Annotated in this window: 23 protein-coding genes; 19 read left to right on the forward strand and 4 right to left on the reverse strand. The window is 75.0% G+C overall.

Annotation, left to right across the window (positions count from 1 at the left end; all coding sequences use genetic code 11):
• The first annotated feature begins 79 nt into the window (after positions 1-79).
• Genes ACFV0O_RS17025 through ACFV0O_RS17055 form a run of 7 tightly spaced genes read left to right on the forward strand, consistent with a single transcriptional unit; the run spans position 80 to position 8,696 of the window.
• On the forward strand, positions 80-1,492 hold the full coding sequence (locus ACFV0O_RS17025; protein ID WP_380342066.1) for a sugar transferase: 1,413 nt from the start codon (positions 80-82) through the stop codon (positions 1,490-1,492).
• Between the two features lie 5 nt (positions 1,493-1,497).
• Entirely contained in the window at positions 1,498-2,838 is a 1,341-nt protein-coding gene (locus ACFV0O_RS17030; RefSeq protein ID WP_380342069.1) for an O-antigen ligase family protein, read from the forward strand.
• Entirely contained in the window at positions 2,835-4,568 is a 1,734-nt protein-coding gene (locus ACFV0O_RS17035) for a lipid II flippase MurJ (RefSeq protein WP_380342071.1), read from the forward strand. Before ACFV0O_RS17030 ends, ACFV0O_RS17035 begins: the two co-directional genes overlap by 4 nt.
• Positions 4,558-5,409 (forward strand): polysaccharide deacetylase family protein, encoded by an 852-nt coding sequence (locus tag ACFV0O_RS17040; protein WP_380342074.1) that lies wholly within the window; start codon positions 4,558-4,560, stop codon positions 5,407-5,409. The genes ACFV0O_RS17035 and ACFV0O_RS17040 overlap by 11 nt, the downstream gene beginning before the upstream one ends.
• Complete coding sequence (locus tag ACFV0O_RS17045; RefSeq protein ID WP_380342077.1) at positions 5,406-6,521, forward strand: glycosyltransferase; 1,116 nt, start codon at positions 5,406-5,408, stop codon at positions 6,519-6,521. Before ACFV0O_RS17040 ends, ACFV0O_RS17045 begins: the two co-directional genes overlap by 4 nt.
• Before the next feature lie 49 nt (positions 6,522-6,570).
• Positions 6,571-7,539, forward strand: coding sequence for a Wzz/FepE/Etk N-terminal domain-containing protein (locus ACFV0O_RS17050; protein WP_380342080.1), 969 nt, complete (start codon positions 6,571-6,573; stop codon positions 7,537-7,539).
• Entirely contained in the window at positions 7,536-8,696 is a 1,161-nt protein-coding gene (locus tag ACFV0O_RS17055; protein WP_380342081.1) for a GNAT family N-acetyltransferase, read from the forward strand. The genes ACFV0O_RS17050 and ACFV0O_RS17055 overlap by 4 nt, the downstream gene beginning before the upstream one ends.
• A gap of 4 nt (positions 8,697-8,700) precedes the next feature.
• Here the strand turns inward: ACFV0O_RS17055 and ACFV0O_RS17060 are convergent, their stop codons facing one another.
• Positions 8,701-9,978 carry a glycoside hydrolase family 26 protein gene (locus ACFV0O_RS17060; RefSeq protein WP_380342083.1) on the reverse strand — a complete coding sequence of 426 codons (1,278 nt, stop codon included), beginning with the start codon at positions 9,976-9,978 and terminating at the stop codon, positions 8,701-8,703.
• A 367-nt stretch (positions 9,979-10,345) separates the two neighbouring features.
• On the opposite strand from ACFV0O_RS17060, the gene ACFV0O_RS17065 reads away from it, so the two are divergent.
• The 9 genes from ACFV0O_RS17065 (at position 10,346) to ACFV0O_RS17105 (ending at position 17,599) form a co-directional block, all read left to right on the forward strand.
• Complete coding sequence (locus ACFV0O_RS17065; protein ID WP_380342085.1) at positions 10,346-11,449, forward strand: hypothetical protein; 1,104 nt, start codon at positions 10,346-10,348, stop codon at positions 11,447-11,449.
• 213 nt (positions 11,450-11,662) lie between these two features.
• The gene (gene abc-f / locus ACFV0O_RS17070) at positions 11,663-13,261 is read left to right on the forward strand and encodes a ribosomal protection-like ABC-F family protein (RefSeq protein ID WP_380342088.1); all 1,599 of its coding nucleotides are present in this window, start codon (positions 11,663-11,665) and stop codon (positions 13,259-13,261) included.
• 327 nt (positions 13,262-13,588) lie between these two features.
• Positions 13,589-13,822, forward strand: coding sequence for a helix-turn-helix domain-containing protein (locus ACFV0O_RS17075; RefSeq protein ID WP_030059940.1), 234 nt, complete (start codon positions 13,589-13,591; stop codon positions 13,820-13,822).
• Positions 13,823-14,074: 252 nt separating this feature from the next.
• Positions 14,075-14,881, forward strand: coding sequence for an enoyl-CoA hydratase/isomerase family protein (locus tag ACFV0O_RS17080; RefSeq protein ID WP_380342091.1), 807 nt, complete (start codon positions 14,075-14,077; stop codon positions 14,879-14,881).
• A 179-nt stretch (positions 14,882-15,060) separates the two neighbouring features.
• Positions 15,061-15,570 carry an Asp23/Gls24 family envelope stress response protein gene (locus ACFV0O_RS17085; RefSeq protein ID WP_360265123.1) on the forward strand — a complete coding sequence of 170 codons (510 nt, stop codon included), beginning with the start codon at positions 15,061-15,063 and terminating at the stop codon, positions 15,568-15,570.
• A 49-nt stretch (positions 15,571-15,619) separates the two neighbouring features.
• Entirely contained in the window at positions 15,620-15,811 is a 192-nt protein-coding gene (locus tag ACFV0O_RS17090) for a hypothetical protein (RefSeq protein ID WP_360265126.1), read from the forward strand.
• Positions 15,811-16,179 carry a hypothetical protein gene (locus ACFV0O_RS17095; RefSeq protein WP_360265128.1) on the forward strand — a complete coding sequence of 123 codons (369 nt, stop codon included), beginning with the start codon at positions 15,811-15,813 and terminating at the stop codon, positions 16,177-16,179. Before ACFV0O_RS17090 ends, ACFV0O_RS17095 begins: the two co-directional genes overlap by 1 nt.
• Positions 16,176-16,955: a DUF6286 domain-containing protein gene (locus tag ACFV0O_RS17100; RefSeq protein WP_380342095.1), complete on the forward strand. Its 780-nt coding sequence runs from the start codon at positions 16,176-16,178 to the stop codon at positions 16,953-16,955. The genes ACFV0O_RS17095 and ACFV0O_RS17100 overlap by 4 nt, the downstream gene beginning before the upstream one ends.
• Positions 16,952-17,599, forward strand: coding sequence for an alkaline shock response membrane anchor protein AmaP (locus ACFV0O_RS17105; RefSeq protein WP_380342097.1), 648 nt, complete (start codon positions 16,952-16,954; stop codon positions 17,597-17,599). Before ACFV0O_RS17100 ends, ACFV0O_RS17105 begins: the two co-directional genes overlap by 4 nt.
• A gap of 3 nt (positions 17,600-17,602) precedes the next feature.
• Here the strand turns inward: ACFV0O_RS17105 and ACFV0O_RS17110 are convergent, their stop codons facing one another.
• Positions 17,603-18,364, reverse strand: coding sequence for an SDR family oxidoreductase (locus tag ACFV0O_RS17110; RefSeq protein ID WP_380342100.1), 762 nt, complete (start codon positions 18,362-18,364; stop codon positions 17,603-17,605).
• 135 nt (positions 18,365-18,499) lie between these two features.
• Here ACFV0O_RS17110 and ACFV0O_RS17115 point away from each other — a divergent pair, with 135 nt between their 5' ends.
• On the forward strand, positions 18,500-18,916 hold the full coding sequence (locus tag ACFV0O_RS17115; protein WP_380342103.1) for a MerR family transcriptional regulator: 417 nt from the start codon (positions 18,500-18,502) through the stop codon (positions 18,914-18,916).
• Positions 18,917-18,919: 3 nt separating this feature from the next.
• Positions 18,920-19,252: a thioredoxin gene (trxA, locus tag ACFV0O_RS17120; protein WP_360265142.1), complete on the forward strand. Its 333-nt coding sequence runs from the start codon at positions 18,920-18,922 to the stop codon at positions 19,250-19,252.
• 19 nt (positions 19,253-19,271) lie between these two features.
• Here the strand turns inward: trxA and ACFV0O_RS17125 are convergent, their stop codons facing one another.
• Both ACFV0O_RS17125 and ACFV0O_RS17130 read right to left on the reverse strand, forming a co-directional pair.
• The gene (locus ACFV0O_RS17125) at positions 19,272-20,069 is read right to left on the reverse strand and encodes an SURF1 family protein (protein WP_380342106.1); all 798 of its coding nucleotides are present in this window, start codon (positions 20,067-20,069) and stop codon (positions 19,272-19,274) included.
• Positions 20,070-20,100: 31 nt separating this feature from the next.
• The gene (locus ACFV0O_RS17130; RefSeq protein WP_380342109.1) at positions 20,101-21,084 is read right to left on the reverse strand and encodes a DEDDh family exonuclease; all 984 of its coding nucleotides are present in this window, start codon (positions 21,082-21,084) and stop codon (positions 20,101-20,103) included.
• A gap of 127 nt (positions 21,085-21,211) precedes the next feature.
• Between ACFV0O_RS17130 and ACFV0O_RS17135 the strand changes: the two genes are divergently transcribed.
• On the forward strand, positions 21,212-22,255 hold the full coding sequence (locus ACFV0O_RS17135) for a zinc-dependent alcohol dehydrogenase family protein (RefSeq protein WP_360265150.1): 1,044 nt from the start codon (positions 21,212-21,214) through the stop codon (positions 22,253-22,255).
• The last annotated feature ends 123 nt before the right edge of the window (positions 22,256-22,378 follow it).

Genomic DNA, 22,378 nt, shown 5'->3' on the forward strand with positions numbered 1-22,378 from the left:
CGGGCGCGGCGCGGCGCCCCCCCCCGGCGGGCGGGCCGCGGGGCCGCCCCCCCCGGGGGGGGCGCCCCCCCCCAACCCGGTGCCGGCGCCCTGCCGGCACCGCGGGGCGGTCCGCAACCGGCTGGCCCTGCCGCTGGCCCTGGTCCAGGCCGACACCATCGCGCTGTTCTCCGCCGGCGGCCTCGCCAACCGGGCCATGGACCCGTCCGCCCCCCTCGACCCGCTGCTCGGCGTCCCCGCCGTCCTGCCCCTGCTGCTCCTGCTCAACCTGGCCGGCGGCCTCTACCGGGCCCGGCTCACCCTGTCCGTCCTGGACGAACTGCCCGCGCTGGCCGCCCGCGCCGTGGTCGCCGCCGCCTTCGCCGTCACCCTGTCCGACTGCCTCGGCGGCCACTGGCCCGACTGCGGCCCGGCCACCCCGTCCCGCCTCACCGTCCTGCTCGGCTGCCAGCTGCTGATCGCCACCGTCGGCCGTGCCGTCCTCTACCACCTGGTCCGGCGGATCCGCCGCAGCCGCCCCAGCCCCGCCCTGGTGCTCGGCGCCGGCACGCTCGGCCGCCGGGTCGCCGCCGTCCTCCGCGAGCACGGCGAGTACGGGATGCGCCCGGTCGGCTTCCTCGACGCCGACCCGCCGCTGCTGGCCGACGACCCCGGCCTGCCGGTGCTCGGCGGCCGCGAGGTCCTGGAGCGCGAGGTGCGCCGGCACCGGGTCCAGCACGTCATCGCCACCGCCGGAGCCGCCGACGAGACCGAGGCCGCGGCCGCCCTGCGCGAGGCCGCCCGGCTCGGCTGCCAGATCTGGCTGGTGCCCGCGCTGCGCGAGTTCGGCTCGCTGCCCACCGCCCCGATCGCCGGCGGCGACCACCTGTGGGGCTTCCCCTGCCTGCGGGTCGGCCGCCCGGCGACCCGTCGCCCCGGCTGGGCCGTCAAGCGCGCCCTGGACATCGGCGCCGCAGGGTTCGGCCTGCTGCTGCTCGCCCCCGTCCTGGTGCTCTGCGCCCTCGCGGTCCGCTTCGACACCGGCCCCGGCGTGCTCTTCCGCCAGCAGCGCACCGGGCTGGACGGCAGGGTCTTCACCGTCCTCAAGTTCCGCACCCTGCGCCCGAGCAACGAGCACGAGTCGGCGACCCGCTGGAACATCTCCCAGGACCACCGGATGGGCGCCGTCGGCCGGCTGCTGCGCAGGAGCTCGCTGGACGAACTGCCGCAGCTGTGGAACGTCCTGCGCGGCGACATGAGCCTGGTCGGCCCGCGTCCCGAACGCCCGTACTTCGTCATGCGGTTCGGCCAGGTCTACCCCGAGTACGCCGACCGCCACCGCGTCCCGGTCGGCCTCACCGGCCTGGCTCAGGTCAACGGCCTGCGCGGGGACACCTCCATCGAGGACCGGGCCCGGTTCGACAACCGCTACATCGAGAGCTGGAGCCTCTGGCAGGACGTCAAGATCCTGTGCCGCACCGCGGCCCTGATGCTCCACCCGGACGGGAGCTGACCCGCGTGGCCCTGACCCTTCCCGCCGACCCCGCCCCGCGCGCACCGGAGGCGAGCGGGCGAGTCGCAGCCTTACGGAAGGTGCTGCCCGCGCTCGCGGCCCGGCCCAGCCCGTTGGCCGCGGCCACCGTCCTGCTGGTCTGCGTGCCGACCGGCGAGAAGGACGTCACCGCCGCCGTCCACGTCACCGCCGCCGACCTCGCCTCGCTGGCCCTGGTCGCCCTCACCGCGCTGAACCTGCTGCGCGGGCGGCTGCCCGCCGTCGGCCGGACCACCTGCGCGCTGTTCGCCGGGATCGTGGTCGCCGCCGCCGTCGCCACCGTCGGCTCGATCGACCCGGCCACCAGCGTCACCGGCTTCGTCCGGCTGGTCCAGGTGTTCGTGCTGGTGCCCGCCGCCGTGCTCTGCGCGCTGCGCGACCGCACCGACCAGCGGCTGGTCCTCGGCTCCTTCGTACTCGCCGCGCTGATCCAGGGCGTGGTCGGCACCAAGCAGTACCTCACCCACACCGGCGCCTCCTACACCGGCGAGCCGATCCGGGCCGTCGGCACCTTCGGCGCGCTGGACATCATGGCGATGTCCACGGTGGTCAGCTTCGGACTGCTCGCCGCCCTCGCGCTCGCGCTCGGCGAACGGGGACCGGGCGGCGACGCCCGGCTGCGGCGGGCGATGTCCGCCGCCGCCGCCTTCCTCGTCCTCCCGCTCGCCGTCTCCTTCAGCCGCGGCAGCTGGATCGCCACCGGCCTCGCCGCCGGCGTGCTGCTGCTGCGCACCGACGCCCGGCTCGCCGTCCGCAGCGCCGTCCTCGGCCTCGCCGCCGCAGTCGTCCTGATCGGCGGCCTCGGCCTCGGCGGCTCCGGCGTCACCAAGCGGCTCAGCTCGATCGGCTCCGTCTCCGCCGCCCCCGACCAGTCGGTCTCCGACCGCTACGACCTGTGGGCCACGGCCGGGCGGATCTGGCAGGACCACCCCGTCCACGGCGCCGGCCCCAAGGCCTTCCAGCAACTCCGCGACAGCCACGCCCCACTGCGGCTGTCCTCCGGCAGCGACGCCGCCGACGCCACCATCGGCTTCCAGCGCGAGCCGCTGCTCTCCCCGCACAACATGTACTTCCTGGTCCTCAGCGAGCAGGGCCTGATCGGCATCACCGCCTACGTCGCGCTCTTCCTCGCCCTGCTGATCGGCTGCCTGCGCCGCACCCGGGGCCCGGGCCCCGCGGCGCTCGCCCTGCTCACCTGGGTGCTGGTCGACTACCTGTACGCCGACATCGGCGGCACCACCACCGTGCTGACCTCCGTCGTCCTCGGCCTCGCCGCCCGCGCCGCCGCCGGGGAGGCGGACCGGTGACCACCGAGCGGCCGGCCGCCGTGGCCCCGACCCTGCCGGCCCCGCGCAGCGCGGCCGGCGAGCGGCCCGCCCCCGCGCCGGACCGGGCGACCCGGGGCGGCTTCCTCGCCAAGGCCTTCGGCATCACGGCCGTGCTCAGTGCCGCCGGCTCCGCCCTCGGCCTGCTGCGCGACCTCCTGCTGGCCCGCTACTTCGGCGCCAACCAGGGCACCGACGCCTTCCTGGTCGCCTGGACCGTCCCCGAGACGGCCGCGCCGCTGCTGATCGAGGACGCCATGTCCTTCCTCATGGTGCCCGCCTTCGCCCTCGCCCTGGTGCTGCGCGAGGAGGACCCGGACGCCCCCGACCCGGTCCGGCAGCTGGTCCGCGCCACCCTGCCCTGGCTGCTGCTCGCGCTCACCGGCCTCGCCCTGGCCGCCGCCCTCGGCGCCCCGCAGCTGGTCGAACTGCTCGCCCCCGGCCTGCCCGACCCGGGCCTGGCCGTCACCTGCACCCGGATCACCGCGATCACCGTGCTCCCCTTCGGCCTGGTCGGCTACCTGGCCGCCGCACTGCGCGCCCACCACCGCTTCACCGCCCCGGCCGGCATCTACGTCGTCCACAACCTCGGCATCCTCGCCGTCCTGCTCGGCTTCCACGCCTCCCTCGGCGTGCGCTCCGCCGCCCTGGGCGTCGCGGCCGGCAGCCTGCTGATGGCCGGCCTGCTGGTCGGCCCGTTCCTGCGCCGGCTCCGCCAGGGCCCGCCCGGTGCACGCACCGGCCGAGCCCGCCGCTCGCCCCAGGCCCTGGTGCTGATGCCGCTCGCCCTGCTGCCGGTGGGCGCCTTCACCCTGACCCGGCAGGCGCAGGTCTTCGTCGAGCGCTACCTCGGCTCGGCGCTGCCGCCCGGCACCATCTCGCACCTCAACTACGCCGCCAAGGTCTCCCAGCTCGCCATGACCGCGGGCATCCTGATCTGCACCGTCACCTTCCCGCTGGTCGCCCGGGCACTCGCCGCGGGGGACCTCACCGCCGCCCGCGACCGCGTCGAGAAGGACCTCGGCCAGGCGGCGGCCGTCGTCCTGCTCGGCACCGCCTTCCTGATGGCCTGCGCCCCGTCCGTCGTCTCACTGCTCTTCGAGCGCGGCGCCTTCGGCCCCGGCGACACCGCGGCCACCGCCGACGTCATCCGGGTGTACAGCTTCGGCCTGCCCGCCCAGGCGCTGATCGGCGTGATGATCCGCCCGTACTTCTCGCTGCGCCCCGTCGTCCGCCGGGCCGACGACCCCGGCACCGACGACGGCCGTCGCCGGCTCCTGGACTGGTACCCGGCCGCCGTGATGGTGCTCGGCCTCGGCGTCACCGTCGTCACCGGCCTGCTCGCCACGCCCGGCTTCGGCGCCCTGGGGCTCGCCGCCGGCAACGCGGCCGGCATCACCACCACCGCTGCGCTGCTGCTGCGCGGCCTGGTCCTGCGCGGCATCCCGCTGCGGCTGCGCCGGGTGCTCGCCGACCACGGCCGGCTGGTGGCCGCCGCGGCCGGGGCCACCGTGCTCGGCACCGCCGTTGCCGGACTGGCCGCCGACCCCCTGCTCTCGACCCTCCTCGGGGGCCTCACCGTGGCGCTGGCCTTCGCCGCCCTGGGCACCGGACTCGGTGCCCACGAGGTGCGCGGCCCGGTCCTCGCCGCGGCCAGGGCCCTGAACCCGCCAACCCCCGCCGAAGAAGGGAAGCGTCCCCATGGACAATGAACGGGGAACCGTCCGTTCGGCCCAGGCGGGCGTCAGCAACGCCCCGCCGCACCGGGCTCGACCGCCCAGGAGCCGTCACCCGGTCGGTGAACGGCCGATCCCCGGCCCCGCCTCGCCGTGGATCCTGATGTACCACTCGGTGGCGGTCGAGAAGGAGGACCCCTACCGGCTCACCGTCAGCCCCGAACGGTTCGCCGAGCAGATCGCCTGGCTGCACCGGCGCGGCCGGCGGGGCGTCTCGGTCCGCGAACTGATGCGGGCCCGCGCCCTCGGCCGGGACGACAAGCTGGTCGGCCTCACCTTCGACGACGGCTACGCGGACTTCGCCCGGTACGCCGTCCCGATCCTCCAGGCCTACGGCTTCACCGCGACCACGTACGTGGTCGCGGACCTGCTCGGCCGCGCCAACGACTGGGACACCGAGGGCCCGCGCAAGAAGCTGCTCACCGTCCCGGAGGTCACCGAACTCGCCTCCGCGGGCTGGGAGATCGGCTCGCACGGCCTCGGCCACCAGGCGCTCACCGGCCTGCCGGCCGAAGCCCTGGCGGTGCAGGCCCGGGAGAGCCGGCGCCTGCTGGAGGAGGTCGTCGGCGGCCCGGTCACCGGCTTCTGCTACCCGTACGGCGCCGTCGACCCGCCCGCCAGCCTCGCCGTCCGCGACGCCGGGTACGACTACGCCTGCGCCATCGCGCACTCCCCGCTCACCGGCCGCTTCGCCCTGCCCCGCTGCTACGTCGGCGACCGCGACGGTGCCTGGCGGCTGCGCGCCAAGAAGGGCCGGCACCGGCTGCGCGACGCCGTCACCCAGCTGCGCCGCGCGCGGGGGGAGCAGCGGCCATGAGGGTGCTGCACATCGTCACCGGGCTCGCCTCCGGCGGCGCGGAGCGCCAGCTCCACCTCCTGCTGCGCCACCTGCCCGCGCACCAGCAGTGCGAGGTCCTCGCGCTGACCAACCCCGGCACGGTCGCCGCCGCGCTGCGCGCCGACGGCGTGACCGTCCACCACCTGGGCATGAGCGGCAACCGGGACCTCGGCGCGCTGCCCCGGCTGGTCCGGCTGGTCCGGGCCGGCCGCTACGACCTGGTGCACACCCACCTCTACCGGGCGCAGCTGTACGGGCGGCTGGCCGCGCGGCTGGCCGGGGTGCGGGCGGTGGTCTCCACCGAACACTCGCTGCAGGCCGGGGTGATCGAGGGCAGGCCGGTCACCCGCGGCGTCAAGGGCCTCTACCTGGCGGCCGAACGGCTCGGCAGCACCACCGTCGCGGTCTCCCGGCAGGTCGCCCAGACACTGCGCTCCTGGGGGGTCCCGCCGGCCCGGATCGAGCTGATCCCCAACGGCATCGACTCCGGCCGCTACCGCCTCCCGCCGCCCGACCGGGCCGCCGCGCGCCGCCGCCTGCGGGCCGAACTCGGCCTGCCGGAAGGGAGTTGGGTGGTCGGCGGGGTGGGCCGGCTGGTCCCCGGCAAGCGCTTCGACGTGCTGGTCGAGGCCCTCGCCGACCTCGACCCGGCCACCCGGCTGGTGCTGGTCGGCGAGGGCCCGGAGCGGGCCGCACTGGAGCGCAGAGCCGTCGAACTGGGCGTCCGGGACCGGCTGGTGCTCACCGGCGAGCGCGACGACGTTCCGGAACTGCTGTCCGCCCTGGACGTGCTGGCCGCGCCGTCCACCGCCGAGACCTTCGGCCTCGGCGTCCTGGAGGGACTCGCCGCCGGACTGCCGGTGCGGCACAGCGCCTGCCCGGCGCTCGACGAGCTGCCGCCCAGCGCCGCCCCGCAGGCCCGCCGCATCCCGTCCGACCCCGTGGCCTACACCGCCGCGCTGCGCGACCTGCGGCACCTGGGCGACCTGACCGCGGACCCGCTGCCGCACCCGCCGGCCGTCGGCCACTACGACATCGCCCGGGTCGCCGCCGACCTGGGCGCCCTCTACGACCGGCTGGCCCGCGTCTGACCGCCCGCCGTCGCCGGAACCGCCGTCCCATACCCAAGGAGCAACACCCATGACCACAACGCGCCGAAGCGCCCGCCGCCTGGTCCGCCGCTGGTGGCCCGTCGCGCTCGCGGTTCCGCTGGGCGCCGCGGCCGGCGCCGGGTACGCCGTCGTCTCGCACCCCTCGTACGCCGCCAGCGCCTACGTCCTGGTGGTCCCGCAGAACGCGGGCGAGGCCGCGACCGCGACCAACTTCGCCCAGGCGTACGGGCGGCTGGCCGGCCAGCCGCAGGTGCTCGCGGTGGCGGCCGCCGAAACCGGCCACACCCGGGCCGAACTGGAGACCCTGGTGCACGGGACGACCTCCCCGGACGCCCCGATGATCGAGATCACCGGCACCGGGACGAACGCCCAGGAGGCCGCCCGGACCGCCGACGCGGTGGCCGGATCGCTGGTCGCCTTCGCCAACACCAGCAGCAAGGACACCAACGTCCGGCTGGTGACACTGGCCCCGGCCGCCGCACCCGACAAGCCGACCACGCCCTCCGGCAAGCTGGACGTCGCGGTCGGCGGGGCGGCCGGGCTGCTGCTGGGCGCGCTGGTGATGACGACCCGGCGCCGGGCCGGGGCCGAGCAACCGGAGGCCGGGCCCGCCGGGTCCGCCGTGACCGCGGAGGCTCCCGCGGCCGCCGGACCGGCCGGGGTGCCGACGACGCCGCGCCCGCGCAGCGAGGAACGGCCGGCCGGGCCCGGTTCGGGCCCGAAGGCCGCCACCTCGAAGGCCGCCACCCCGGAGGCCGCCCCCGCGAAGGCCGCCACCCCGGAGGCCGACGTGCGGACCCCGGCCAGGGCCCACGTGAAGACCACAGCGAAGACCGACGCGAAGACCACAGCGAAGACCGACGTGAAGACCGACGCGAAGGCCGAGCCCACCGAGGCCGCGCCCGAGGCCGCGGAGACCTCCCCGGCCGCGGAGAGGACCGCGGCCAAGAAGAAGGCCCCGGCCAAGGAGAAGGCCCCGGTCGGGGGCGGCCGATGAGCACCGAGACCCGCAGCGCCGGCCTGCCGACCGGGCCGGCGGCGCCGGCCTGGAGCACCGAGCTGCGGCGCGAGGACGACGCGCTGGACACCCTCGCCGAGGAGTGGGACGACCTGGCCGCCCGCTGCCGGTCCGCCACCTTCTTCCAGGCCGCCGCCTGGCAGCGCTCCTGGTGGCGCCACTACGGCCGCCCGGGCGCCCTGGTGGTGGTGCTGGTCCGCCGGGACGGCAGGCTGGTCGGCGCGGGCGCCTTCCGGCGCCGCGGCGGCCCGTTCGGCGGCCTGACCGGCCTCGGCGCCGGGCTGGTCGACTACACGGACGTCCTGCTCGACGACGAGTGCGCCGACCGGGCCGCCGCCGAGTTCGCCGCCGCGCTGCCGCTCACCCGCCCCTGGCACTGGCTGGAGCTGCGCGAGGTGCACCCCGAGGCGGCGGTGCAGCGGGTGTACGAGCACTGGCGCGGCAATCGCCGCCGCTTCGAGGACTCGCTCTGCCAGTACCTGCCGGCCGTCCCGATGGAGCGGCTGCTCAAGCGGGTGCCCGGCAAGACGGCCCAACGCACCCGGGTGAAGCTGCGCAAGATCGCCGAGGTCGGGGTGCGGGTCAGCTCGACGCCGCCGGCCGAGGTGGCGGAGGCGCTGGAGGGGCTGCTGCGGCTGCACTACCTGCAGTGGCAGCAGCGCGGCGTCACCCCGGAGCACCGCACCGAACGGTTCGCCCGGCACCTGACCGAGTCCACCACCGGCCTGGTCGCCACCGGCAAGGCCGTCGTCCACCGGTTCCACCTGGACGGCCAGCTGGTCGCGGTGAACCTGCTGCTGCTCTGCCCGTCGTTCGGCGGCCTCTACCTGTACGGCGCGCACCCGGTGCTGCGCGAACGGCTGGACATCGCCGGACTGCTGTTCAGCGCGGCCCTGGAGGAGACGGTCGGCGCGGGCGTCCCGGTGCTCGGCCTGCTGCGCGGCCAGGAGCCGTACAAGCAGCGCTGGCGCCCGGACCGGCTGCCCAACCAGCGGCTGCTGCTGGGCCCGGCGGGACCGGCACCGGCGGCGGCCGTCCGGGCCGGGGCGGTGCTCGCCCGGCAGGCGGCGGCGCACCGGCTGAGCACCCGCTTCCCCGCGCTCAAGGAGGCGTTGCTGGCCCGCCGCCGCAGCTGACCGTTCAGCGCCGGGCGGGCGTGGCAGCCCGGGACGGGCTCGCGGTCGGCCCCGGTGTCGGCACCGCGGCTGCGGTCGCGGTCGCGGTCGCTGTCGTGGTCCCGGTCGCGGCCGCCGTCCCGGTCGCCGTCACCGTCCCGGTCGCGGCCGCCGTCCCGGTCGGCCTCGGCGAGGCGGGTACCGGCGACGGGGCCGGTACCGGGGGAACGGTGGGCGTCGGGGGCGCCGTCGGCGACACCGCCGACGCCCCCTTCGACCCGGACATCAGCTGCTTGAACCGTGCCGCCGAGCGCGGGTTGCCGACGCACTGGAAGAAGCCGTGCGGGCAGTAGTCGGTGACTGTCTGGTAGGCGGTGTCATGGGTGCGGACCCACTCGACCATCCGCTGGACGAACTCCGGGTTGTCGCCGTTGCGGAACAGCCCCCACTCCGGGTACGAGACCGGCTTTCCGCGCCTGGCCGCGAACTCCACCTGGTCCTGCAGCCCGTACGGCTCGCGCACGTAGTCGTCGAACGTTCCGCCGGCGGGCTGGTCGTAACTGTCCATGCCGATGATGTCGACCACGTCGTCGCCGGGGTAGCACCTCGTCCACGGGATGGCGTCCAGGCCCCGGTTGGGGGCGAAGTCGAAGCGGAACCGCTGCCCCGGCACCGAGCGCATCACCCCGACGATCCGCCGCCAGTAGGCCTTCCACGCGGAGGGGTCGGGCTTGCAGCGGTGGGTGTAGGTGGTGCCGTTCATCTCCCAGCCCAGGGTGAGCACGGTGTCCGGGCCGCCCAGCGCGACCAGCCGCCGCGCGAGTTTGAGGAAGTGCCCGTCGAAGTCCCCGCGGGAGCCCTGGGCGAGCAGCTTCGCCACCTCGCCGTCCGACACGTGCGCCTCGTTGGGCACCAGCATCGGCACACCGAGCACGAGCATCCGGGACGGCTCGGCGAGCCGCCACTGCGACCACAGGCCGAGGACCACCGGGTCGCCTTCGATGTCGGACCAGCCGTTGCCGGCCAGATAGGTGTGGCCGACCTGCAGGTTCGCGTCGCCCAGCCACTGCGCGTACCGGCCGATCTGCGGGATGTACGTGTCCCAGGAACCGACGAAGGCCCCGAACGGCGGCTCGTGCGCCGGCCGCCGGGCCGGCGGCCGGGGGCCGGCGGTGCGCGGCTCGTAGGCGTCGGAGGAGAGGCCGGGCCGTTCGCCCTGACCGAGCGGGGCCCCGGCCGGGACGCTGGCGGTGGCCGTCAGCAGCAGGGCGGCGGCGGCCAGCGTCAGACGGCCGATGCGCATGGTCTCTCCTCCGGACGTCGCGGGGCGGGGCGCCCGGTCTCGGCGTGGACGGACCGTGGCGCCCCGCTCGCCGACAGTAGGCCCGACGGAGGAAGGAGATGCCGAATGTCACCCTAAAGTGGGCGATATTCGAACGCCGTCTGCCGCAACGGCCGCCGGGTGCCCGCCGTGTATCAGATCTGTAACGGTCCGGCCGGGCCCGCACGGGCCGCCCCGGGCCGCCCGGCGGAGCGGGCGGGGCGGCGACGGCGCAGGTCGGCGGGCGGGCGCACGGGCGGGGCGCGCGGGGCCCCACGCGCCGTTCGCGGCACGGGCGCAACCCGTAACCGGGCTGACTCGCGTGCCCGGCGAAAGGTACGCTCCGGCGGTGTCCCGGAAGCCGCTGCGTGTACTGACCCCCCGCTCGATCCTGCCTGCCCTGGCGGTGATGCTGGTCCTTGCGGCCGGAGCTGCGGCCCACGCGAACAAGCCGGTGCCGTTCGGCGACCGGGTGGCGGGACCGGGGGACGCCGAGGCGACGCCGGTGAACTCCGAGTCGCTCAGCGCCGCCGACCTGGACCTGCGGGTGGGCCCCGGCCTGGAGGCCTTCCACAAGCAGACCGGCGAGCAGGCCTGGTCCTACCGCCGCGAGGGCGCCGAGGCGCTCTACCTGGCGATGGCCGGGGACAACGCGATCGTGGTCTGGGACGACGGCATCGTCACCTCGGTGCGCCCGGGCGACCACGAGGTGCGCTGGCACCGCGCGGTGCCGGGCCTGGCGGACTGGCTGCGCGGCGACGGCGAGCCCGGCGCCGACAAGCGGACCGACGCCCAGCGCAAGCAGCTCGCCAAGCAGCGGGCCGCGGCCGCGCTGCACACCGTCCAGCGCGACGGCTCGCCCTGGCTGGCCCTGATGACGCCGAATCTGACCATGGGACTGCGCGACGCCGACGGCGACCTGCGCTACAACGACAAGCCGGCCAACGGCTGCGCCTACGACCCGCTGCGCGCCGTGCACACCGACTACGCCGTGCTCATTCCGCGCACCTGCACCAACAGCAGCGGGCAGGCCGTCTCCGGCGGCATCACCGGCTACCGGCTGGACAGCAACGGCTGGGCGATGAGCACCGGCCCGGCCGCGACGGTCAAGGTGCTGGACCGCAGCCGGGTGGAGATCACCGACGGCCCGATCGTGCCGCCCAAGGTCTTCGACACCAAGGTCGCCGCGCCCGAGACGGCCTGCGGCGCCCCCGTCGCGCCCTTCGCCGCCGTCCGTCCGCAGGGCGGCTGCGTCGACCCGGCGGCGCCGCAGGGCGCCGACGCCGCGGTGGCACCGGCCCCCACGGCCCCGGTGACGCCGGCCGCGACCGACACCCCGGCTGCTCCCCAGGACACCCCGGCCGAGACCGGCGCCCCGGCGGCTCCGGACGGCCCGGCCGCCGCGGACACCCCGGCTCCGGCGGGCGACGGGCCGGTCGCGCAACAGCCGTGACCCGACGGGTCGTCGGGTCGGCGGGTACCCCGGGGCGGTAGGCGCCCGGGGGAGTTCCGCACGGCCCGGTAGACTTGCCGCCATGGCTATCTTCTCCGGGCAATAGCGGGCGGCGGCGCCCCAGGTGGTGCCGACCGCCGATGAAGCCCTTTCCGCCCGCCCGGCCCCGGCCCGTCCGGCCGCCCGCCCACGTCCCAGGAGTAGTTCCCAGCCATGATTTCCGCCAACGCCCTCGAGCTGCGCGCCGGTGCCCGGATCCTGATCGAGTCCGCGAGCTTCAAGGTCGCCGCCGGTGACCGGATCGGCCTGGTCGGGCGCAACGGCGCCGGCAAGACCACGCTCACCAAGGTGCTGGCCGGCGAGGGCATGCCCGCCGCCGGGACCATCACCCGTTCCGGCGAGGTCGGCTACCTCCCGCAGGACCCGCGCACCGGTGACCTGGACGTCCTCGCCAAGGACCGCATCCTCTCCGCCCGCGGCCTCGACACCGTGCTGAGGAAGATGCGCGAGAACGAGGAGCGGATGGCGAACGGCACGGGCGCCACCCGCGACAACGCGATGAAGAAGTACGCCCGGCTGGAGACCGAGTTCCTCACCAAGGGCGGGTACGCCGCCGAGGCCGAGGCCGCCACCATCGCCGCCGCGCTGGGCCTGCCGGACCGCATCCTCGGCCAGCCGCTGCACACCCTCTCCGGTGGTCAGCGCCGCCGCGTCGAGCTGGCCCGGATCCTGTTCTCGGACTCCGACGTGCTGCTCCTCGACGAGCCCACCAACCACCTGGACGCGGACTCCATCGCCTGGCTGCGGGACTTCCTGAAGACGTACAAGGGCGGCTTCATCGTCATCTCGCACGATGTCGACCTGGTCGAGACGGTCGTCAACAAGGTCTTCTACCTGGACGCGAACCGGTCCGCCATCGACGTCTACAACATGGGCTGGAAGCAGTACCAGCAGCAGCGCGAGGACGACGAGAAGCGCCGCAAGCGCGAGCGGGCCAACGCCGAGAAGAAGGCCGCGACGCTGAACGCGCAGGCCGACAAGATGCGCGCCAAGGCGACCAAGACGGTGGCCGCGCAGAACATGGCCCGCCGCGCCGAGAAGCTGCTCTCGGGGCTGGACCAGGTGCGCCAGAGCGACAAGGTCGCCAAGCTGCGCTTCCCGGAGCCGGCGGCCTGCGGCAAGACCCCGCTGACTGCGGCGGACCTCTCCAAGTCCTACGGCTCGCTGGAGATCTTCACCGGCGTGGACCTGGCGATCGACCGCGGCTCCCGGGTCGTCATCCTGGGCCTGAACGGCGCCGGCAAGACCACCCTGCTGCGGATGCTGGCCGGGGTCGAGCAGCCGGACACCGGCGAGGTCATCCCGGGTCACGGCCTGAAGATCGGCTACTACGCCCAGGAGCACGAGACCCTGGACCCGGAGCGCAGCGTCCTGGAGAACATGCGGTCGGCCGCGCCGGACACCGACCTGGTGCAGATCCGCAAGATCCTGGGTTCCTTCCTGTTCTCCGGCGACGACGTCGACAAGCCGGCCGGGGTGCTCTCCGGCGGTGAGAAGACCCGTCTGGCGCTGGCCACCCTGGTGGTCTCCTCCGCCAACGTGCTGCTGCTCGACGAGCCCACCAACAACCTCGACCCGGCCAGCCGCGAGGAGATCCTGGGCGCGCTGCGCGAGTTCTCCGGCGCGGTCGTGCTGGTCACCCACGACGAGGGCGCGGTCGACGCGCTCCAGCCGGAGCGGATCATCCTGCTGCCGGACGGCGTGGAGGACCTCTGGAGCCCGGCGTACGCCGATCTGGTCTCGCTGGCCTGACCGGAAGTAGACGCAGCCTCCGCTTTTCGGACCAGAAAAACTAGTCCTTACGGCGTGTCCGGGAATGAAGTAGACCCGGATTCCGTTTAAGGACTTCCCGTCGGCCCGCCACTCGATCGTGGTCGGGCCGACGCTGCTGATCAGCCCTTTCACGGCGAACGGCGGTAACCGCCCGGGGGCGTGCACTCTGCGTGAGCGCCCTGATGCGCTCGGATCACCACCGGCGGACCACGCATTTCCGACATCGACCTTGTCGAATGGGTGGCCAGGACGCGGTGGATGGGTGATCATGGGAATCTGACCGAGCAACGCTACGAGGAGGCACGGGTGGCCGAGACTCTGAAAAAGGGCAGCCGGGTGACCGGTGCCGCGCGTGAGAAGCTCGCGGCCGATCTCAAGAAGAAGTACGACTCCGGGGCGAGCATTCGCGCTCTCGCGGAGGAGACCGGTCGTTCGTACGGCTTCGTGCACCGGATGCTGAGCGAGTCCGGAGTGATCCTCCGGGGCCGCGGCGGTGCCACGCGGGGCAAGAACAAGGCGACTGCCGGGGCCGGTTCCTGACGGTTCGTCAGCTATTGGCTGGATGACGCGGCGGCAGGGCGCCGACCGAGGAGACGACGGCTGACCGACAGCCGGGCGTCCGCCCTCGGGTCGTGTGGACCGGCCGCCGATCGTCATGTCCGGGGTGCCGCCCACCCCCGCTCCCTCCCTTCGCGCGGGCCCCGGCGATCTTTCCGGGCCGGGCCCCTGCCCACCTGCGCCCAGTTTTGTTACTCTCCGGTAGCCACATCCCCCGCCACCGGAGGTCCCCGCATGACCGCCCCCGCCACCGAACCGCAGGCCCCGAGCTGGGAGCGGGACGGCGTCCGTCTGGAGATCGAGGGCGAACTCGCCGTCGTCACCCTCTGTCAGCCCAAGCGGCGCAACGCCCAGTCGCCCGCGCTCTGGCGCGCCCTCACCGACGCCGGTCGAGACCTGCCCGGCAGCGTCCGGGTCGTCCTGCTGCGCGCGGAGGGCGTGTCCTTCTCGGCCGGGCTGGACCGGGCCATGTTCACCGCCGAGGGCATCCCGGGCGAACCCACCTTCCTGCAGCTCGCCGGCGCGAGCGACAAGGAGCTGGACGACACCATCGCCTCGTACCAGGAGGCCTTCACCTGGTGGCGCCGCCCCGACCTGATCTCCATCGCCGCCGTCCAGGGCCACGCCGTCGGCGCGGGCTTCCAGCTCGCGCTCGGCTGCGACCTGCGGGTCGTCGCGGAGGACGTCCAGTTCGCGATGAAGGAGACCTCGCTCGGCCTGGTGCCGGACCTGGCCGGCACCAAGCCGCTCACCGAACTCGTCGGCTACGCCCGGGCACTGGAGATCTGCGCGACCGGCCGCTGGGTCGGCGCCGAGGAGGCCGTGGCGACCGGTCTGGCCAACCTGGCCGTGCCGGGTGCGGAGCTGGACACCGCCGCCCGGGACCTCGCGGCGGCCCTGCTGGCCGCTCCGCGCGGCGCGGTGATCGAGACCAAGGCCCTGCTGCAAGGGTCCGCCGGGCGCACCTTCGAGGAGCAGCGCTCGGCCGAACGGGTGGCGCAGGCCCGTCGGCTGCGGGAGCTCGCCGGCATCGGGGACTGACGCCGCCGCTCCGATCGAAGGCCCGGCCCCGGGGAACGCCCCGGAGCCGGGCCTTCGGTGCTTCCCGGGTGCTCCGCCCGCGTCCCGCGGCGTCCGCTCGGCGGGCGCAGAACGTGGCGAAATGCCAGAGTTGGGGAGGTTTGCGATATAGCTGGAGCCGTACGACGGGAGAAGCGCCCATGCCTGACACTCCGACGCCCGCGACCCTGCACAAGAACGCCGGCGGCACCCCGCTGCCCGGCCCGCCGCCGGGTGGCTCCGGCGGACCGAAGCCGGTCGAGGACCGCGGTCGCACGGCGCTGGCCGTCGGCGTGGTGGAGAAGATCGCCGGGATGGCGGCCCGGGAGGTCTCCGGGATCCACGCGCTGGGCTCCGGGCTCGCCCGGACGTTCGGCGCGATGCGGGACCGGGTGCCCGGCGGCAAGTCGAGCATCGGGCGTGGCATCAAGGCCGAGGTCGGTGAGAAGCAGACCGCGATCGACATCGCCCTGGTGGTCGAGTACGGCGTGGTCATCCCCGAACTCGCCCGCCAGGTGCGGGAGAACATCATCGCCGCGGTCGAGCGGATGACCGGCCTGGAGGTCGTCGAGGTCAACATCGCGGTCAACGACGTCCACCTCCCGGACGAGCCGGAGTTCGAGGAGGAAGAGGAACCGGCGGCGCCGGGACAGCGGACCAAGCTCAAGTAGCGGGCGGCCCCGGCGGGGCACGACGCCGCGAGGAACGAGGGAGTAGCGGATGAACCTGGCCATCGTCGGCCTGGTGGTGGGCATGGCCCTCGGCTTCGCCGGGTACTTCGGGGGGTTCGCGGCGTTCCTGCTGGTGGCCGCGCTCGGGCTGGTCGGCTTCGTGGCCGGGCGCCTGCTGGAGGGCGACATCGAGCTGGGCGAGCTCGGGGACCTGTTCCGCGGCCGCGACCGGCGCCGCTGATGGGGGCCACCGCCTCCGCCGCCTCCGCTCCTGCCCCCGGCCCGGTGCCGGCGTCGGGCCGGCGGGGGCGGCTGCGGGTCGCCGACCGCGTCTACGCCCGGATCGCGGCCCGGGCGGTGCGGGAGGTGCTGGCCGGCGCCTGGCCCGCCGGGCGGGCGAGGGGCGCGCCGCCGCGGGTCTCGGTGGCGGTGCCCGGCAGCACGGTGACGGTCCGGGTCGAGGTCGAGCTGCCCTTCCCGTCGGACGTCGCGGGGCTGGCCGCGGCGATGCGGCGGGCGATCGCCGCGAGGGTGCTGGGGCTGACCGGGACCAGGGTGTCGGACGTGGTGGTCGTGGTCGAGAAGCTGGTGGCGGGGGGAGCCTCGTGAGCGGCGCGGGCGACGCGGGCGCGGAGGTCGTCGGGGGGCCGGGGACGGCCGACGCGGAGCCCGGCGGCGAGTCCGGCGAGGCGTCCGGCCGGGCCGCGCCGGGGAAGGTGCACCGGCTGCGGGCGCCGCGGACGGTGGCCGCGACCCTGGTGGCGACGGTGGTGCTGGTGGCCGCGGGAGCGCTGCTGTACGACGTGATCGCGGTGCGGGCGGGGCAGCCGGCACGCAGGTGGCGGACGCAGATCGCGGACGAGCTGGCGACCCGGCACCTCGACGACGTGTGGGTGCTGGTGGGTGCCGGAGTCGCGACGCTGCTGGGCGGTTGCCTACTGTGGCTCGCGATCGCGCCCGGGCTGGGGAGGTGGCTGGTGCTCCGGCCGTACGGGGGGACCGCCGCGGCCGTCGACCGGGCCGGGATCGGTCACCTGCTGACGGACCGGGCGGCCGGGCTGGCCGGGATCGACCACCTGCGGATCCGGGTCGGGCGGCGGCGGGTGCGCGTGTCGCTGACCGGGGCGGCGGACCCGGCGTCGGTGCAGCGGCAGTTGCGGGAGGAACTGGACCGGGCGGGACTGGCGCGACCGCTGCGGCTGGACGTGCGGACGGCGGGTCGGCGCGGGGCGGGCGGGGGCACGGGCGCGGGCGCGGGCACGGGGACGGCGGAGGGCCCGGAGGACGGCGAGTTCACGGAGGACGGCGAGCGCCCGGAGAACGGGAAGGGCCCGGAGCAGGAGGACGGCACGGGAACGGGGCCGGGAACGGGGGTGGCGGGGTGACGCGGGTGGTCGTCAACCGGGTGCTGCTCGGGGTGGTGGGGGTGCTGCTGCTGGGCGTGGGGGTGCTGGTGCTGCTGGGCGGGCTCGACCTGTACCGGTGGGCGGGGGTGCACCCGCCGGGGTGGTGGCCGCTGACGTCGCCGGGCCGGCCGGTGCTGAGCGCGCGCTCGCGCGGGCGGTGGGTGTCGTCGACGTGGTGGTGGCCGACGGTGATCGGCGGGCTGGTCGTGCTGGTGGCCGGGATGGTGTGGTGGCTGGTGGCGCAGCTGCGGCGCACCGGGCTGCAGAGCATCGCGGTGCCGACCCCGGGGGTGAGCGGGCTCCGGCTGCGGGTCGGCGCACGGGCGTTGGAGGAGGCGATGGAGACCGGGACGGTGGTGCTGCCCGAGGTCGAGCGGGTGGGCGTCCGGCTGGTGCGGGCGCCGCGGCACCCGCGGTTGCGCGGCACGGTGCGGTTGACGCCCGGCGGCGACCCGGTCGCGCTGGTGGAGCACTTCGAGGACGGGCCCCGGGCCGATGCCCGCGGCAGCCTGGGGCTGCCGGAGCTGCCCGCGGACCTGCGGATCCGGGTACTGCAGGCCGCCCCCGCCGAGCCGCGGCACCGGTGGCCCCGGCGGCGGCGGAGGCAGTCGAGGGTGATCTAGGGATCAGAGGGTGCGCAGGGCGCCGCCGTCGACCGGGACCATCAGGCCGGTCAGGTAGGAGGCGGCGGGGGAGAGCAGGAAGGCAGCGACCTTGCCGAACTCCTCGGGGGTGCCGTAGCGGCCGAGCGGGATGCCGGCACTGGCTGCGGCGCGGGCGGCGTCCGGGTCGGCGGCGAGGGAGTCGAGTTCGCGGACCCGGTCGGTGTCGATCCGGGCGGGGAGCAGGCCGACCACCCGGATGCCGCGGGGGCCGAGTTCGTCGGCGAGGGCCTTGGCGGCCATCGCCAGGCCGGGGCGCAGGCCGTTGGAGACGCCCAGGCCGGGGATCGGCTGGCGGACCGAGCTGGAGAGCACGAAGCCGATCACGCCGCCGGCGGGGAGCACGGCGGCGGCCGCGCGGGCGAGGCGCAGGGCGCCGAGGAAGACCGACTCGAAGGCGTCGCGCCAGGCCTCCTCGGGAGTGGTCTCGACCGGGCCGGCCTGGGGGCCGCCGACGCTGATCAGGATGCCGTCGAGACGGCCGAAGTGCTGCCGGGCCTCGGCGATGAGGCGTTCGGGGGTGTCGGGGGAGGCGTTGTCGGCGACCACGCCCCGGGCGGTGCCGAGGGCGCCGAGTTCGGCCACGGCCTGGTCGACGGCCTGCGGGGTGCGGCCGCTGACGAGGACGCGGGCGCCGTCGGCGGCGAGTTCGCGGGCGGCGGCGAGGCCGAGGCCCCGGGTGGCGCCGGTGACGATGTAGGCCTGGTCTTTCAGTCCGAGATCCATGGGGACATCTTGCCGGGTGGGGTGGGGCGCCGGAGCCGGGGGCCGGTTCGCGGAAGGGCCGTCGGCGGGGCTGGCGTTGACGTCCGGGGGAAGGTTTACGGTCGGTACCGGTTGTGCGGGAGGAGCGGGTTCGGCATGCGGATCGGGGAGTTGGCGGAGCGGGCGGGGACGACCACCCGGGCGTTGCGGTACTACGAGCAGTTGGGGTTGTTGCCGGCCCGGCGGGCGGGCAACGGGTACCGGGCGTACGACGAGGGGGATCTGCGGCTGCTGCGGGAGATCCGGACGCTGCAGGACTTCGGATTCGGGCTGGAGGAGACCCGGCCGTTCGTGGAGTGCCTGCGGGCGGGCCACCCCGAGGGGGACTCGTGTCCGGCGTCGCTGGAGGTGTACGAGCGCAAGCTCGCGGAGCTGGACGACTGCATCGAGCGGTTGCAGGAGGCCCGGGCACGGGTGGCCGGGCAGTTCGAGCGGGCGGTCCGGGCGCGGGACGACCTCGCGGCCTCCGAGCAACCACCACGGTGTGAACTGACGAGGACGACGGAGGAGTAGACGATGGTGGAGATCGCGGGTGTGCCGGCGGTGACGGACGAGACGTTCGCCGCGGAGGTGCTGGCGGCCGAGGGGCCGGTGCTGGTGGACTTCACGGCCGACTGGTGCCCGCCGTGTCGGATGATGGCGCCGGTACTGGCGGACGTGGCGCGGGAGGAGGCCCACCGGCTGCGGGTGGTGAGCGTCGACGTGGACCGCAACCCGCGGACGCAGGCGGCGTACGGGGTGCTGTCGATGCCGACGCTGATGGTGTTCCGGGGCGGGCAGCCGGTGCGGTCTGTGGTGGGCGCGCGGGCGAAGGCGCGGTTGCTGCGGGAGCTGGAGGACGTGCTCTAGCGATGGGCCGGGACCGGGCCTACGCGGGGACGGGTTCGGTGACCGTCTCGGGTTCGGCGGCCTGCTTGGCGCGGTCCTTGGCCTCACGGCGGGCGAGGATCCAGACGCCGACCGGGATCATCGCCGTGAACAGCCACCACTGGATGGCGTAGGCCATGTGCGGTCCGATGTCGGAGTGGTCGGGCGCGGGGATCAGCTCCGGCTGGTCGCCCGGGTCCGGCGTGGTGGCGGCCAGTTCGAGGTAGCCGCCGAGGAGGGGGTTGCCGCTCTCCTTGGACTGCTCCTCGGTGTTGATCAGGTTGAACTGGCGGTCGGGCAGACCGGCGCGGTCCTTGATGCCGCTGGCGCCGTACGTCTCGTCGGGGCGCAGGCGGCCGGTGAGGGAGACCTCGCCGGCGGGGGCGGCCTGGACGGGCGGGTACTGGGTGGCGCTCGTGCCGGAGGCGACCCAGCCGCGGTTGACCAGGACGGTGCCCTTGCCGTCCGCGAGCTTCAGCGGGGTCACGACGAAGTAGCCGATGGTTCCGCTGGAGTCGGTCCGCTTGCGGACCACGAACTCGTGCGCCACGTCGTACTGGCCGGTGGCGGTCACGGCGCGCCAGGTGACGTCCTTGGGGACCGTGAAGCCGGGGGTCGGCGACAGGGTGTCGAAGGGGACCGGGGACGCCGTGAGGGCCTTGCCGATCAGCTCGTTCCGGGCCACCCGCGCCTCGTGGCGGTGCAGCTGCCAGAAGCCCAGCTTGATCGTCGCGGGGATCAGCAGCAGCGCGATCAGCATGGTGATCAGCCACTGGCGGGTCAGCAGAAAACGGTACACATGGGAACGGTACGCCGACCTCACAACGGGCTCACGCACCGGGGTGCGGGGCGACCTCGCGCAGCAACTGGAGGAAGGCGTCCTCGGTGACCACCGGGGTGCCGACCTCGCGGGCCTTGCGGGCCTTGCCGCTCCAGCTGTCCGGCTCGTTGGTGACCAGCAGGCTGGTGAGGCGGCTCACGGAGGTGGCGATGTGCAGGCCGGCCTCGACGGCGCGGTCCTCCAGGAGTTCGCGCTCGGTGGAGGTGTCGCCGGTGAAGGCCACCCGCATGCCCTGGACCAGGGGCTTGCCGTCCTGCCAGCGCCCCGGGTTGGGGTACGGGCAGGGCGGGCGCTTCTTGGCCTGGCGGTAGCCGGAGCCGGTCCAGGAGGCGCGGCCGGGGGCGGCGGGCTCGTCCTCGCCGAGGTCGGTGACCGCGACGCAGTTCTGCAGCGGCAGCGGGACGCCGCCGAGGCGGGCGAGGTGCAGGCTGGGGCGGAAGGCCTCGGCGAGCACCCGGGCGTCGTCCAGGGCGTTGTGGGCGTGGCGCTGCCGGACGCCGAAGTGGGCGGCGAGCGAGGCCAGCTTGCCGTTGGGCAGCGGCAGCCGCAGGTCGCGGGAGAGGACCATGGTGCAGATCCGCTGCTCGACGGGGGCGTGCAGGCCGGCCCGGGAGAACTCGCGGGAGATCATGTTCCAGTCGAAGAGCGCGTTGTGCGCGACCAGGACCCGGCCGCGCAGCCGGTCCGCGAACTCGTCGGCGACCTCAGGGAACGTGGGGGCGCCCGAGAGCAGCTCGGAGGTCAGGCCGTGGATCCAGACCGGGCCCGGGTCCCGCTCGGGGTTGACCAGGGTGTACCAGTGGTCGGTGACCTCGCCGTCCGGGTCCAGCTGGTAGACGCCCGCGGAGATGACGCGGTCGGAGCGTCCGAGACCGGTGGTCTCGACGTCGACGACCGCGAAGCCCTCGGTGGGGGCGGCGGAGCGCTGGGCGGGGACCGGGACGGTCCTCGGCGCGGGCTGGATCGGTTGCATGGTCCAACAGGATAAGGGGCGGCGAGGAGGGGCCTGGCCGGAATGTTCCGATCGACCGGCCGGAATAGAGTGGTCGGCGGGGGTGTCGTACACCTGGTCGAGATCGTTCTCAGCGAAGGAACAGCGCATGCGTGCCACCGTGATCCACGGCCCCAACGACATCCGGATCGAGGACGTTCCGGACCCGGTGATCCAGCACCCGACGGACGTGGTGCTCCGTGTGGTCAACGCCTGCATCTGCGGCAGCGACCTGTGGGCCTACCGCGGGGTGGCCCAGCGGGTGGCCGGGCAGCGGATCGGGCACGAGTTCCTGGGCGTGGTCGAGGAGGCCGGCGCCGAGGTGCGCGGCTTCGCCAAGGGCGACCTGGTGGTGGCGCCGTTCGTCTGGTCGGACGGGACGTGTGATTTCTGTCGCGAAGGCCTGCAGACCTCCTGCCCGCACGGCGGGTTCTGGGGGCAGGTCGGCTCGGACGGCGGCCAGGGCGAGGCGGTGCGGGTGCCGTTCGCGGACGGCACCCTGGTGAAGCTGCCCAAGGAGGCGGCGGGCGACGAGAAGTTGCTGCCCGGCCTGCTGGCGCTGTCCGACGTGATGTCGACCGGGCACCACGCGGCGGTCTCGGCGCGGGTGCGGCCCGGGTCGACGGTCGCGGTGGTCGGTGACGGCGCGGTCGGCCTGTGCGGCGTCCTGGCGGCGCACCGGCTGGGCGCGGGCCGGATCATCGCGCTGGGCCGGCACACCGCCCGGACCGAGCTGGCCCGGCGCTTCGGGGCGACGGACGTGGTGGCCGAGCGCGGGGACGCCGCCGTGGAGGCGGTGAAGGAGCTGACCGGTGGCCAGGGCGCGCACGCGGTGCTGGAGGCGGTCGGCACCGAGGAGTCGATGCGTACGGCGATCTCGATCGCCAGGGACGGCGGCGCGGTGGGTTACGTCGGGGTGCCGCACGGCGGCAGCGCCGGCGTGGACATCGGTCAGATGTTCGGCCGAAACGTTTCGCTGAACGGCGGCGTCGCGCCGGCCCGCGCCTACATCCCGGAGCTGCTGCCGGACGTGCTCTCCGGGGCCATCGAGCCGGGCCTGGTCTTCGACCGCACGGTCGGCCTGGACGACGTGCCGGACGGCTACCGCGCGATGGACGACCGCTCGGCGCTGAAGGTCCGGATCGCTTTCTGACGCATCGTCAAAAGGGGCGGCACCGCTGGTCGGTGCCGCCCCTTTCGCATGGGGCGGGGGTGGTCCGGCCGCAGTGGTGGGGGTGGTGGTTTTCGGCCATTCGAATGGTGCGAGGGGGTGAAC

This window comes from Kitasatospora sp. NPDC059577, assembly GCF_042735475.1.
Classification (GTDB): Bacteria; Actinomycetota; Actinomycetes; order Streptomycetales; family Streptomycetaceae; genus Kitasatospora.